The 12,726-nt window shown below is 59.8% G+C and carries 15 protein-coding genes, 1 tRNA gene and 1 pseudogene; 14 read left to right on the top strand and 3 right to left on the bottom strand.

Annotated elements, in window-relative coordinates:
* Positions 1–52: 52 nt before the first annotated feature.
* The 10 genes and pseudogenes from LVY71_RS22970 to LVY71_RS23050 form a co-directional block, all read left to right on the top strand.
* Positions 53–319: pseudogene (locus LVY71_RS22970) on the top strand (Arm DNA-binding domain-containing protein); the annotation flags it as partial.
* A gap of 24 nt (positions 320–343) precedes the next feature.
* Positions 344–1,297: a tyrosine-type recombinase/integrase gene (locus tag LVY71_RS12680; RefSeq protein ID WP_235101560.1), complete on the top strand. Its 954-nt coding sequence runs from the start codon at positions 344–346 to the stop codon at positions 1,295–1,297.
* Positions 1,297–1,878: a hypothetical protein gene (locus tag LVY71_RS12675; protein ID WP_235100241.1), complete on the top strand. Its 582-nt coding sequence runs from the start codon at positions 1,297–1,299 to the stop codon at positions 1,876–1,878. Before LVY71_RS12680 ends, LVY71_RS12675 begins: the two co-directional genes overlap by 1 nt.
* A gap of 62 nt (positions 1,879–1,940) precedes the next feature.
* Positions 1,941–2,258 (top strand): helix-turn-helix transcriptional regulator, encoded by a 318-nt coding sequence (locus LVY71_RS12670; protein ID WP_502797578.1) that lies wholly within the window; start codon positions 1,941–1,943, stop codon positions 2,256–2,258.
* Between the two features lie 2 nt (positions 2,259–2,260).
* Positions 2,261–2,653 (top strand): hypothetical protein, encoded by a 393-nt coding sequence (locus tag LVY71_RS12665; protein WP_235100240.1) that lies wholly within the window; start codon positions 2,261–2,263, stop codon positions 2,651–2,653.
* Positions 2,650–3,543, top strand: coding sequence for a hypothetical protein (locus tag LVY71_RS12660; RefSeq protein ID WP_235100239.1), 894 nt, complete (start codon positions 2,650–2,652; stop codon positions 3,541–3,543). The genes LVY71_RS12665 and LVY71_RS12660 overlap by 4 nt, the downstream gene beginning before the upstream one ends.
* A gap of 513 nt (positions 3,544–4,056) precedes the next feature.
* On the top strand, positions 4,057–5,025 hold the full coding sequence (locus tag LVY71_RS12655) for a hypothetical protein (RefSeq protein WP_235100238.1): 969 nt from the start codon (positions 4,057–4,059) through the stop codon (positions 5,023–5,025).
* A 102-nt stretch (positions 5,026–5,127) separates the two neighbouring features.
* Positions 5,128–5,838: an HNH endonuclease family protein gene (locus tag LVY71_RS12650; protein ID WP_235100237.1), complete on the top strand. Its 711-nt coding sequence runs from the start codon at positions 5,128–5,130 to the stop codon at positions 5,836–5,838.
* The gene (locus tag LVY71_RS12645; RefSeq protein ID WP_235100236.1) at positions 5,828–6,481 is read left to right on the top strand and encodes a hypothetical protein; all 654 of its coding nucleotides are present in this window, start codon (positions 5,828–5,830) and stop codon (positions 6,479–6,481) included. The genes LVY71_RS12650 and LVY71_RS12645 overlap by 11 nt, the downstream gene beginning before the upstream one ends.
* On the top strand, positions 6,478–6,786 hold the full coding sequence (locus tag LVY71_RS23050) for a nucleotidyltransferase domain-containing protein (protein ID WP_502797577.1): 309 nt from the start codon (positions 6,478–6,480) through the stop codon (positions 6,784–6,786). Before LVY71_RS12645 ends, LVY71_RS23050 begins: the two co-directional genes overlap by 4 nt.
* 164 nt (positions 6,787–6,950) lie before the next feature.
* On the opposite strand, the gene LVY71_RS12640 is transcribed toward LVY71_RS23050, so the two are convergent.
* Together LVY71_RS12640 and LVY71_RS12635 are read right to left on the bottom strand one after the other, a co-directional pair.
* A tRNA-Ser gene (locus LVY71_RS12640) sits at positions 6,951–7,040 on the bottom strand.
* Between the two features lie 146 nt (positions 7,041–7,186).
* The gene (locus LVY71_RS12635; RefSeq protein WP_235100235.1) at positions 7,187–7,501 is read right to left on the bottom strand and encodes a hypothetical protein; all 315 of its coding nucleotides are present in this window, start codon (positions 7,499–7,501) and stop codon (positions 7,187–7,189) included.
* 239 nt (positions 7,502–7,740) lie between these two features.
* Between LVY71_RS12635 and LVY71_RS12630 the strand changes: the two genes are divergently transcribed.
* Complete coding sequence (locus LVY71_RS12630; RefSeq protein ID WP_235100234.1) at positions 7,741–8,670, top strand: septal ring lytic transglycosylase RlpA family protein; 930 nt, start codon at positions 7,741–7,743, stop codon at positions 8,668–8,670.
* 2 nt (positions 8,671–8,672) lie between these two features.
* On the opposite strand, the gene LVY71_RS12625 is transcribed toward LVY71_RS12630, so the two are convergent.
* Complete coding sequence (locus LVY71_RS12625; protein WP_235100233.1) at positions 8,673–9,611, bottom strand: alpha/beta fold hydrolase; 939 nt, start codon at positions 9,609–9,611, stop codon at positions 8,673–8,675.
* 104 nt (positions 9,612–9,715) lie between these two features.
* Here LVY71_RS12625 and LVY71_RS12620 point away from each other — a divergent pair, with 104 nt between their 5' ends.
* Genes LVY71_RS12620 through LVY71_RS12610 form a run of 3 tightly spaced genes read left to right on the top strand, consistent with a single transcriptional unit; the run spans position 9,716 to position 12,718 of the window.
* The gene (locus tag LVY71_RS12620; RefSeq protein ID WP_235100232.1) at positions 9,716–10,963 is read left to right on the top strand and encodes a D-alanyl-D-alanine carboxypeptidase family protein; all 1,248 of its coding nucleotides are present in this window, start codon (positions 9,716–9,718) and stop codon (positions 10,961–10,963) included.
* Between the two features lies 1 nt (position 10,964).
* Positions 10,965–11,657: a dTMP kinase gene (gene tmk, locus LVY71_RS12615; RefSeq protein ID WP_235100231.1), complete on the top strand. Its 693-nt coding sequence runs from the start codon at positions 10,965–10,967 to the stop codon at positions 11,655–11,657.
* Positions 11,654–12,718: a DNA polymerase III subunit delta' gene (locus LVY71_RS12610; protein ID WP_235100230.1), complete on the top strand. Its 1,065-nt coding sequence runs from the start codon at positions 11,654–11,656 to the stop codon at positions 12,716–12,718. Before tmk ends, LVY71_RS12610 begins: the two co-directional genes overlap by 4 nt.
* Positions 12,719–12,726: the final 8 nt, after the last annotated feature.

The raw sequence follows: 12,726 nt of genomic DNA, 5'->3' as shown, positions 1-12,726 counted from the left end.
TTCACCACTGCGCGCGCTCGCGTGTACGTAGACATGTACGTTGGGATTTTCCATGGCCACGAATACCGCCCTGCACCGATTGACCTCAGCGAAGCTGAAGCATGGCCTTGAAGCTCACCGGCGATATTCGGACGGCGGCGGCCTCTGGCTTCAGGTGTCGAAGTCCGGAACGCGCTCGTGGATTTTTCGTTATGTCATCGGCGGGCGCGTTCGCTGGCACGGACTCGGGGCTTATCCCGATGTCACGCTGAAGGAAGCGCGCGAACGCGCCGCCGATCTGCGGAAGCTGGTACGTGACGGCGTCGATCTCATCGTCGAAAAGCGCGCTGAGAAACTGAGGGGCGTGTCGTTCAAGGCATTCGCCACGGACTACATCAAGGCGCAGTCTCCCGGTTGGAAAAATCCGAAGCACCGCCAGCAATGGACCAACACCCTCACGACCTACGCCTACCCCGTCATAGGCGACCTGCCGATTGACAGCCTCGACCAAAGCCACATCCTCAAAATTCTGCGGCCGATCTGGAACGGCAAAACCGAAACCGCGAACCGCATACGGTCACGGATCGAGAACATCTTGGATGCGGCAAAGGTCGAGGGCCTTCGCACCGGTGAAAATCCCGCACGCTGGCGCGCCAACCTCAAGCATGTGCTGCCGAAGCGCGCGGACGTTGCGCCGGTCAAAAATCACCCCGCGATGCCGTATGCGGATGTTCCGCAGTTCATGGCCGAACTGCGCATCAAGAACAGCACCAGCGCCCGCGCGCTTGAGTTCACCGTCCTCACCGCCGTCCGCACCAGCGCAACAATCGGTGCGGTTTGGGATGAGTTCGATTTCGACGCGAAGTTGTGGACGGTCCCGGCTGAGCGCGCTGATGTCAAAATCACTGACGGCAAGCCTAGGTTCGTCCCGCTCTGTAAACGCGCGCTGGAAATCTTGGATAGTTTTCGCGAGCGCACCGACGACAGCCCTTACGTGTTCCCCGGAGGCAAGCTGCGCTATCCGCTGAGCAACATGGCGATGCTCAATCTGCTTCATGATATGCGGAGCGATTTCACCGTTCACGGATTTAGGTCTTCCTTCAAGGATTGGGCGTCGGAGTGCACGCGGGCAGATAATATTGTGAGTGAGATGGCACTGTTCCACGTCGTGAAGGACGAAACGGAACGGGCTTATAGACGGGGCGTACTCCTAGAGAAGCGCCGCAAGTTGATGCGAGATTGGGAAGGCTTCTGCGCTCAGCCACCGGCGAAGCGTGATGGCGTGGTGACGCCGTTTAGAAAGAAGGAACGCGCGTGATGTCCTCCCGCTTTGAAAAGGTGCTTGCCCAATGCAGCCCGACGCGGCCAACAAAAACGAAAACGCTCGACCACCTTTCCGGCCTCGTCATCCGTGCACGGGACGGCGAATGGGATGACCTGATCGAGCATATCAACGGAAACAAGCCGATCACCCGGCAAGGCCGCGCCTCACTGGCCCTGTTGCTGTTGCAGCTTTCAGAACACCGCGCCGGTCGGCCTTCGGGGGCCGCGAACGCGGAACAGGAAGCTAAACAAATCGCGGTGTGGTTCATGCACGCGGCACGCGACCGCTTCCTGCCCCAGCCGCGCCGTCTCACGCGCGCTGAACTTGAGGTGTTGGAAGCGAGCGTCCTCAAACATGCGAACGAGGAATTCGCGCGCGGTCTGAAGCCACCGTTGAAAAAGGGCAGCTTGATCGGCAAAGGCAAGAACTCGCGGGGACATCCGTATGGCCGCAAGGTGAGTAAAAACATCGAACGCATCATTCAGGATGAGTTGTGGCCGCTTGCGCCTTCGATCACCAACGAACTGGTCGCTGCGCTCACCGCCCATGCGGTAAAATCCAAGCCCGGTAGATAGCCGAATATTTCGTGCTTAGGTTTGGATAGAGGTTTTGTCGCGTCTAGCGATGGAGCCGACAGTTGAGTTCAGAACAAGCCCGCCCGCTCATCAGCATTTTGCGATTGCCCGATGTCATCGGCATGACCGGCCTGCCGGAGTCGAGCATTTATGCGCTTATCGCGAAGGATGAATTTCCGAGGCCAATAGCACTCGGAGCAAAGCGCGTGGGCTGGAGTCTGTCAGACGTGCAGGCGTGGCTTTACGCAAAAATCGAAGCAACCAAGAACGAGACTCCCGAAGCTACCCGCCAGCGCGGCTGTCGCCCGCCGAAAACGGCGCGCGTTCAGCGCAGCACGAAATCAACCCGCGCCGATGGTCGGCGCTCAGCGAGGACCTGATAATGAAGAAGCCTGCCAAGCTATATCGAAACGGGAAATACGTGCGCGATGTCGAACCCGGCTATGTGGCGGCTGATGGCGAGACTATCAGCTTCGGCGGCGTGCAGTTCATGGACTCGATGGACCCGCTTCAGCGGGCCGTCTTGCAGGATAGCATGACGTCCGCCGCGCCGCTGCACCGGCCCGGCGCGGTAACGCTCAACGACGCTGAACGCGACCGCCGCGCGGATATGTACGATGCGCAGAAGGCGCGGCTTTCGAACGCTTATCGCGACGTGCCGCCACTGGCGGCCGATGTTGAGCGCGCGCCGATCAATACCGGCGATGCGCGTGAGGATGCATACGAGGCCCGCAATCGTCGGCTCGAAGCCGCTTATTCGGGTGTAGCGCGATGAGCAGCGCCATCCTTACAAAAAAGGCGGCCGCCAAAATGAACGCGCTCACCGCGTGGACTGCCGACCTCAGGGCCATCGCGAACAACGCTAGTTTGCGCGCGGCCGAGATGCGGGCCAGTTTGGCACACGCGCCGTCACCGCCACCACCGCCCCATGGCAGCGAAAGGCCGCCGGGCGCGATGAGCGTCGAGGCGAAAGAGTTGCAAGCTGAGATCGATCGGCTTCAGGCTCACGCTGGTGTTCAGCACGCGAAGGCTGCGACCGCGATGCAACTCATCGCCCATATTGAGCACTGGTTGACGACCCTCAGCCCTGACGTGAAGCTGGTCGATACGCCCGCCGTCAAATTGACGTTGGGCGATGGCGAAACCTACATGAGTGCAATCGGCCGTGTTCGACAAGAGATTGCGACGCTCAGTTCCGAGCACCACGCAGTCCATAACAGCCATCCGAGCATGACCGAAAAGCTAAAGTTGGTTGAGCGATATGTGGACGGTTTGGATGCTAAGACCAAACCGCGCCTGAAAATCTCGCGCGATGCGTTCGAATTGGATTTTTCGGTCGAAGGTTCATTCACGCCGAAGGCGAACCTCGCAGCGGCGATGGTCTTTCTGGATCGCGATAGGTTTCTGCGAAAGGTCATCGATATGGTTGAGGCGCATGACGCTGCTCAGGCGCAGCATCGACTCGTCATGACCGCCGATGCGAGAGCGGAGCGACTCGTCGAAATTCGTACCCGTTTGCGAGAACTGGAGTCCATCGAGGAATATTTAATTTCGGAAGCCGCGCAGGATGATGTTTTCCTTGCCCGCCGCCCCACAGCCGATCCCTGCGCGGTCCTATCGGTCAAGATCATGAAGAAGGAAACCGCTCGCACGGCCGCCGCGTAATCGAATTCGCTGGGGTCAGTAACGCCGTCTCTCAGCGGATGCTAGCAGCGGGGTCTGACAACTACCTGCGCTGCCGAGGCGTTAGTCAGTGAGTGGCCTCGACATAGAAACTAACCGCTGACACGTTCGCGGCTTGGGACTCCTTTGAAGCGCGGCGAACACCTAGCGCGCGGCGGGGCTTCCTTCGCGCGCCGTGACCGGCGGGTGAAGTACCCTAGCGCACCCGCCGGTTGCGTTCGCCTGAAGGTCCCGCAAAGCGGGATTTTTGAGAACGGCTTGTCGCGAACGGACGGCCGCTTTCGAGGCTCCCGGTCAGGACGTTGCCGCAGGCCGGGCCGGAAGGCCCCTCAGCGGCCGCGTGTGCCCCGACAAACCGCGTTCTGAGGCCGGGGAGAACCCCCGAAATCGGGATGCGGCGCTCAAAGAAGGCCCGGCTAGCCGGTGTTTCTTGAACTTCCCGGACCCCGGCGGGGCCGGGCATCACTGTAAAAATTCAGCCTCGGAAGGGCCTTCATGCGCGCGGCGACCCCACCAAAACCAGACCGGGTCCGCCGCTCGACTCGCGCCGCGCCCACCGCCGCCGACATACTTGCCGCGCTCGCGCCGCTCGATGTTTACGGTTACGCGCACTCCGGTCGTTCTCATTTCAAGCGAAAGCTGACACCGGAAGAACGTCAGCATCTCGCGGACAACTGCCAAAGCCTCGACGTTCGTTATCATGGCGAATGGATAAGAGATGCGAACGGCGCATTCCGTCAGTTGAACATCTTTCCCTACCGCGAGCAGGTTCAGGTTGTCGGCGCAAACCTCGTGGCCCTCACATTCCTCGCCTCACGCGATGACCGCATACCGAAAAGCAACGGCGCTTTGCCGAAGCGTGACCGTAATCCGCCACGGATCGTCTATCTCGAAATCGCGCTCGACATCATTCTTCCCGACGAACAGATCTTGAGGAAGGCGTTCGCCGCGTTCAAGCGATGCTTCGTGCAGCTTTGGAACGGCAAGCATGAGTCCGTTGAGTTTGACAACGGCGGCATGTCCACCGGCCGCCGCTGGAATGGCAAATACGTCAGCGGGTACATCTCGAAACCCAGCCCGGTCACCGGCGAGGTCGATTGCCTGCATATCGAATATCGGATTTGCTCAACTCGCGCCGTACGCGACATTGGTATTGCCAGCATCGCGGATTTGCTCGCGTTCGACTTCCGCGCCTTCTGGCAGAAGCATCTCATTTTGCGCGACGTTGATATTGAGCGGCTAGGTCGTCATAGCCTGAACAAGCGTTTCGGGGAGCGGCGGCAAGAATGGGGACCCGACGACCGCCGTACCGGACAAGTTCACTGGCGCGCGAACGCCTATGATGCATCGGGTAGCTTATGCGTTCAGGCGTTTATCCAGAACTACGGATCCGGGCCGTTTCTCAAGAACATCCCCATTGCTCATTTTCTGCCGTCGAGCGGTGAAAATGCTCTGGTTTCCTGATACGCCTGTATCTACGGTCTGAGAAACAAAGTTGTTCTATTGCGCCAGATTTAGCCCCGACCATATGATTGTTCAGTCAACCGTGGAATTGGATTGCTAGCTATGAGTTGCAGCCGAGGACAGGCCAATCCAGATACGCAAACAAAGCTGAGGTTGTTTGCTGACTCCGGCGGATATTGCCAAAGACCTGATTGTGCGAACCGGCTTTTCGTTGATACAGGCTCGAAGAATATTCACTTAGCCGAAATGGCGCATATCATCGCGGCGAGTGGCGATGGCCCTCGTGGCGACGCTTCGGTATCGCAAGAAGATAAGGGCGCGTATGGCAATCTGATTTTGCTTTGCGCAAATTGCCACACCATGGTCGATAAGGTCCCTGAGGATTTTCCGGATGCGCTTATGCAGGACTGGAAACGCAAGCACGTCGAGCGCATCGCGGCGCTTTTCGGTGCCTTCGAGTATTCAGATCGCGCGACCGCACGAAAGGCTCTCGAACCGGCGCTCGCTGAGAACCGAGCGATTTTCGAGAAGTACGGACCCGATAATGATTATCGTGAAAATCCCGAAAGCGACGATGCTAAGGCTTGGCAGCGCAAGATGCGTTCGATCATTCTGCCGAACAACCGGAAGGTATTAGCTATACTTGATGCGAACCGACGTCACTTAAACAAGGGTGAGAGCGGCGTTCTTGAAGCGTTCCGGCAGCACGTTGATGATCTGGAAGTAAAACATCTCGGTGAGGGCGGGAATGTTGCGCAGCGATTTCCTAATGGCATGAATAAAATACTTTTGGAGGAAGCCAGTGGCTCGTAGCCCGCGAAGCACCACTGAATGGGTCGCGACTTCTCTGAGAGAAGCCGAAGACGTTTCGGAAGTTGAGGTCCTGTCGGACCGCGTCATCCGAGTGACCCGCAGTACGTTCGAGCCCTTTATCGCTGGCATCGTATCCGCGCCGCGTGTTGAAAGAGAGACTCTGCAGCCCGTCGTCAGTCCCAACCTAGGCGTCGAGATCGTTGCAAACATACCAAAGGAAGCATTTTGGACGGGCGGTGCATTGAAGCTCGCGGCTGAGCACAATATGGCGACAGGTTCATTCGGCGATTTGTATCGGGCCATTCGCGAGGAGGATGTTCGAGCTTTTCAACCTAGTGAAACGGCATTTGTGGAGCGGGGCCTTCGCCAACACAGCCGGGTGACAACATTCGACCGGCTGCATGATCGCCTCTATTCCATAAGCAGGAAGGGTTTACCCGACCTGATCGCGGTGATGCTGAACGAATATGAACTCACTGCGGACCATCTCCGCGCTGCCCGTGACCGCTACGGCCCGTTTTCGGTAGCGGTGATTACAAATCCAAATGGTCAGTCCACTACTGCAGCGGATGAAGCTGCCGTGAACATGGATGTAGAAGTTCTCAAGTGGGCTCCCTTCTTCGGTCGTTTGAATAAGGCATGACTAGGCCAGCAGCGGATGTTGCAGTTGACTTCGTCCGCAGCGAGAGGGCGAGGATTTCGAAGATTATCCCTCTGACCAAGTGGTATCTGTTCGGCTCGGTCACACGTACCAAGAGGCCAGTGAGCGATATCGATTTACTTGTGGTTTGCGAGCAAGCCGAGGATTGCGCAATTGTCAGGAACGAGCTGCGCGACTGTTGTCTCAAATACCCGGTCCACTTGATGCTTATGACGCGAGCGGAAGAACTCGAACTCGACTTTGTTGTAAGCGAGAGTGCAAAAGAGATACCGGGGTTCGCTGCTTAGAGCCGCCTCAGGCTATTTTAGCCTGAAAGAAGCCGAGTACCGGGGTCGCGACGCTCGCGCTCAACGGCGTGGCTGGCTCGCGGCGATTGTGTGTACGTAGCGGTGGACGCGGCGAGAGCAGCGTTTAAAATTACTTAGTAATATCAAATATTTATAAGAAATATTGGCGGAAGGGGTGGGATTCGAACCCACGGTGCCCTTGCAGGCACGCCGGTTTTCAAGACCGGTGCCTTAAACCACTCGGCCACCCTTCCAAAGCTTTGACACCACCCCCGCTATTCGAATCGGACTTCGAGGACCGTTTCTGCCGGATGTGGCTGGTGCGCCTCTTTATGGCAGCGGGGTGTGCTTCGTCAACGCGAACCGCGGTATTGGCCGTTCACAAGGCATGGTCCGATAATCAGCGTCGGCTGATGCGCCAAACCCATTTTGCGATCATCAGCACGAGCGCTGACAGGACAAGCGGCAAGAGAAACGTACTCGCGATGCTGGCCCAGATGATCTGATCCTTGCCGTCGCTCCCGTCCGACCAGAGAAACGCTGGCAGGTAGCGGGACACGTCACCGCTGACCAGCGTGTACAGGGGCCGGAACAGTAGCGCCGCCAGCGCCACGATCAGGAGATAGTCCCACCACTGCCCGGCTGCATGCCGGATCAGAACCAGCGCCCCGGTAATCAAGGCGAGGGTGATGAGAAAAGCCGAAATCCAGCCCATCGTTCATCCCCTCGTAACCGCTTAGTGTCCCAGCGCGAAGCGCCGCTGACTTGGCGATCCGAAGGATTATGAACAGCGGAGGCCTTAAATCCGGAAAAATCAATCTCCGGTTTACCACCTCCGGGGCCGGACCTTTTTGGGCGCACAAGCAATGGGTTAAGGTATGCAACGTATGAAGGCGGGGCTTGTGCCACTGTGGCCGGTAGGCAAGGCGGCGGTGAAAGTGCTATTGGGGTTCTATGGGGATTTGCGTAACTGAATCTGGCGGGATGGTCGCGCGCATTTTTGCGGCGGGGGCGTTGTGCCTGTTGGTGGCTAACTGCGCGGCGTCGAGCAAATTCTCCAGCCGCGTGGATCCGAAATATGGCGTCTCAAGCAGCCCTCGGGTTGTCGACTTCAACGAGCCCGTTCCCAAGGGCGGCGGGACCTATCGCGTCGGCAAGCCTTACGTGGTCGCAGGCCGGACTTACGTTCCGGAAGAAGACCCGAATTATCGCGCCGAGGGAATGGCATCATGGTACGGCGACGCGTTCCACGGTCGTCTGACCGCCAACGGCGAGGTCTTTGACATGACCTCGCTCACGGCGGCGCATCCGACGCTGCCGCTGCCGAGCTATGCGCGCGTCACCAATCTGGCGAACGGCAAATCCGTCATCGTGCGCGTCAATGATCGTGGCCCGTATCACGGCAACCGCCTGATCGATGTGTCCAACACCGCAGCCAAGTTGCTCGAATTTCGGGACAACGGCATCGGCCGTGTCCGTGTGGAATATGTCGCTCGTGCACCGCTTGAAGGATCTGATGATCGCCAGTTGATGGCGACGCTACGGACCGGCGTGCCTGCGCCGGCGCCGTCCACTGTGCGGATTGCATCCGCGAATGCCTTCATTCCCGAACTGCCGCCATCGCGCGGGGTGGTGCGGGGAGATGTTCCGCTGCCCGCCGGCCGCCCTTATACGCTCGGCCATACGGCAGATGACGTTGCATCGGGGTCATCTGAAGTCTCGGCTTCTGCCCGCAGCACGCGTCCGGGCGGACGGCGGTTCGAGCGCAGCTTTCCCGACGATGCACAGATCGCTGAGGACGCGCCTGGCACGACGCGGCCGGTCGCGGCCTATGCGCCACGCGACACCGGCGTCAGTCTCATGTCCGCTCGCGGCCTTTACTGAAATCAGCCGCTTACGTCTTTCAGAAATTCGATCAGCGCAGCGTTGACCTCATCGCGTCGCTCCTGTTGAATCCAATGACCGGCACCCTCGATAATCAGCTTGCGCTTCAGGTTCGGCAGCACGCGATGCATTTCAGTCACGCGCTTGCCGCCAAGAATGCTGGTGACAACCGAGTCCTTTGCACCCGCGATGAAAATGGCGGGCTGATGGATCTGGGCGCCGTGCCACGGCGCGGTCAGGTCCCAGTTGCGGTCGATATTGCGATACCAGTTCAGGCCGCCGCGAAATCCGGTGCGGCGATAGGTTTCGACGACGTGCGCATGGTCCGCTGGGCCGATCCAGTCCGGCAGCTTCCGTTCGATGGCCGGATTGCCCAGAAACCCGAATCCCTCCCTCAGGTACAATGAATCGTCCACGCCGAAGGAGATAGCCCGCATGGTGTAATCGACGTCGCGCTCGAATTCGGCTTCGGCGACGCCCGGCTTCTGGAAGTACTGCCAGTAGAAGTTGGTAATCCCGCTCTTTGCCAGCGTCTCCATCGGCCGCTCATGACCCCGCCAGGGTGGCGCGACGCTGAGGCCGCCGACGGCGGTGAAAATGTCCGGCCTGAACAGAGCGGCGTGCCAGGCGACCGGCGCGCCCCAGTCATGGCCGACGATGATCGCTTTGGTTTCGCCCAGCTCTGCGACGAGGGCGACCATGTCCCCGACCAGGTCGAAGATAGAGTAGGATTCGACGCTTTCCGGCGCCGAGGTACGCCCGAATCCCCGCATGTCGGGCGCGACGACATGGAAACCGGCGGCGGCGATGGCGGGAAGCTGATGCCGCCAGGAGTGCGACAATTCCGGCCAGCCATGGCAAAGCAGGACGAGGGGGCCGGAGCCCTGCTCGGTCACAAAAATTTCAATGCCGTTGGCTGAAATCAATCGCGATGACAACATCGATTTTCTGCCTCTTTTTGGGGGAATTCTCGGTGTGGGGCGGTCAGCGGCACGTTGTTTGGTATCAGTCCAACTGGTACAAGACGACCCTCAGGAATCTCAGCATGGCAGCCATTCAAACAGCACCCCGATTTCGCGGGCGTCCGAGCGGGCGGTTTTGGCGTGTCTGTGCTGCGGTCCTGATCGGCTGCGTCGCATTGGGCGCGGCTCAAGCCGCCAACAACAGCGTGCAGGGCGCGAAGAAGGACGATGGCTACGACACCGATGCACCGACAGCGATCCTGATCGAGGCTAAATCCGGCAGCATTCTATTCGAGAAGAATGCAGATGAACTTCGTGCGCCGTCCAGCATGATGAAACTGATGACCGCCGAAGTCGTCTTCGATGCAATCATGAAGGGCGAGATCAAGCTCAACGATGAATTCAGGATCAGCGAGAACACCTGGCGCAAGGGCGGCGCGCCGTCGGGGGGCTCGACCATGTTCGCCGCGATCAACAGCCGAGTCAGCGTCGACGATCTCCTGCACGGCGCGCTGATCCAGAGCGGCAATGACTCCTGCATGGCGCTCGCCGAAGGCCTCTCCACCACTGAGGCAGCCTTCGCAGAGCGGATGACGAAGCGCGCGCGGGAACTTGGCTTGACGAGATCTACCTTTGCCAATTCCAACGGTCTGCCGGACCCCGGCAACAAGATGACCGTGCGTGAACTCGGCATGCTCGCGCGCCACATCATCCTGACTTATCCGGACTTCTACAAACTGTTCAATGAGCGTGAGTTCACCTGGAACAAGATCCGCCAGCAGAACCGCAATCCGCTGCTCACGATGCTGGAAGGCGCCGACGGCCTGAAAACCGGTTACACCAAGGAGGGCGGCTACGGCATGGTCGGTTCCGCCGTGCAGAACGGCATGCGGCTGATCGTGGTGGTCAACGGCCTCGAGGATTCCGACGATCGCGCCACTGAGGCCAAGAAACTGCTGGAATGGGGTTTCCGCAATTTCGAGGCGCGGACGCTGTTCGCTGCAGATCAGACTGTCGGTTACGCGCGGGTGTTCGGCGGCGAAAGCCGTTCCGTCAAACTGGCAAGTCCTGAGCCTGTCAAAGTCATGGTGCAGCGGAACGGCAACGACAAGCTGGTGGCCCGCATTGTCTATACCGGCCCTGTGCCTGCGCCGGTTCAGCCGGGACAACGCGTCGGTATGCTGAAGGTCTGGCGGGGGAGCAACATCGCGTTGGAGTTACCGCTGGTGGCCGCCGAAGCCGTGGCAACCGGATCGACGACCCGCCGTGCGCTCGATGGCGCCAGTGAACTCGTTGTCGGACTTTTCCGCGCCGGCGCAGAGAAACTGTGACATGACCGAAGTCCCCAAGGCCCGGAAGCCCGTGCGGGGCCGTTTCATCACTTTCGAAGGCGGCGAAGGCTCCGGCAAGTCCACTCAAATCCAGATGCTGGCGGAACGGCTGAATGCAGCCAAGCTGCGTACCATCACCACGCGCGAACCCGGCGGATCGGCGGGCGCCGAAATCGTTCGGCATCTGCTGCTGTCGGGTATGGGCAAGATGTTCGGCCCTGAGACTGAGTCGTTGCTGTTTGCCGCAGCGCGCGACGATCACGTTGCCCAGGTAATTGTCCCGGCGCTGGATCAGGGAACGTGGGTACTGTGCGACCGCTTCACGGATTCGACGCGCGTGTATCAGGGCGAGTTGGGGAAGGTCGATCCCAAGCTGATCCGGGCGATGGAGCGTGTCACCATCGGCGATCTCAAGCCCGATCTCACCATCATTCTCGACGTTCCGGTCGCGATCGGCATGGAGCGCGCCATGAAGCGGCGAGGAGCCGCGCTTCCGGACCGGTTCGAAGGTGAGAGCGGGGACTTCCACGAGAAGCTGCGCGAGGCCTATCGCCGAATTGCGGAAAACGATCCGCAGCGCTGCGCTCTTGTGGACGCCAATGCCGATCCCAAGACCGTCGCCGAGCGGGTCTGGAAAGCTCTGCGCGATCATCTGTTTTCTGTGGCGGCCACGCGCGAGACCGCCAAGGCATGAGCGCCCGCAACGCCGAGCCTGAAATTGCTGTTCGCGCCGCCCGCGAGACAACTGCTCTGTTCGGTCATCGCGAGGCGGAACAGACTTTGCTGAATGCCTATCGCAGCGGACGAATTCCTCATGCGTGGCTGATCGGCGGCGCCCAGGGCATCGGCAAGGCAACGCTGGCCTATCGCATGGCGCGCTTCGTGCTCGCGCATCCCGATCCGTCCGCTCGATCCGTTCAGGATGCCGATACGCTATACGTCGATGAGGATCATCCGGTTGCGCGTCAGGTTGCCAACGGCAGCCATGGCGGCCTGCTGACGCTGGAGCGCACCGTTAACGACAAGGGCACGATGCGCACCGTCATCACCGTAGACGAGTCGCGAGAGACTATCGGGTTTTTCGGCTCGACCGCCGCGTCCGTCGGCGGCTGGCGAATTTGCGTGGTCGATACCGTTGACGAACTCAACGCCAACGCATCGAACGCGCTCTTGAAAATTCTGGAAGAGCCGCCGGCGCGCTCCTTGTTCCTCTTGATCAGCCACGCGCCCGCGCGGGTGCTCGCCACGATCCAGTCACGCTGCCGGAAACTGCCGTTGCGGCCGCTGGAGCCGGACGATGTGGTTCGCGCGGCGGCAGAAGCCGCGGGACAGGATCGTAATGATCCGGCTCTGCGAGATGCAGCAGAAGCCGCGGAGGGGAGTGTATCGCGCGCATTGACGCTGTTCGGCGGCCAGTCGCTGGGTTTGCACCAGCGTACGCTTGACCTGCTGAACAGACTGCCACAGCTCGACCAGCGCGCTCTTCATGCGCTTGGCGATGCGCTTCCGCTCAACGACCGCGTCGGGCTGAAAGCGTTTGTCGATACCGTAGACCGTTGGCTGACGGGACATCTGCATGCGCCGGACGCGGGCGCAAACCTGCCGCGCCTTGCACGGCTTGCCGAGGTATGGGAAAAGATCAACCGTGCCGCGCGCGAGACGGAAGGCTTCAATCTGGAGCGAAAACCGTTGATTTTCTCTGTATTTGGCATGCTCGCCGAGGCGACAGCAGGTCGCCCGTCGCAGGCTCATTAACCGGACAG

Origin of the sequence: Bradyrhizobium sp. G127, assembly GCF_021502575.1 — a bacterium.
Classification (GTDB): domain Bacteria; phylum Pseudomonadota; class Alphaproteobacteria; order Rhizobiales; family Xanthobacteraceae; genus Afipia.
The sequence above is the reverse complement of the archived record's forward strand: the minus strand, read 5'-3'. Positions and strand labels throughout refer to the sequence as shown.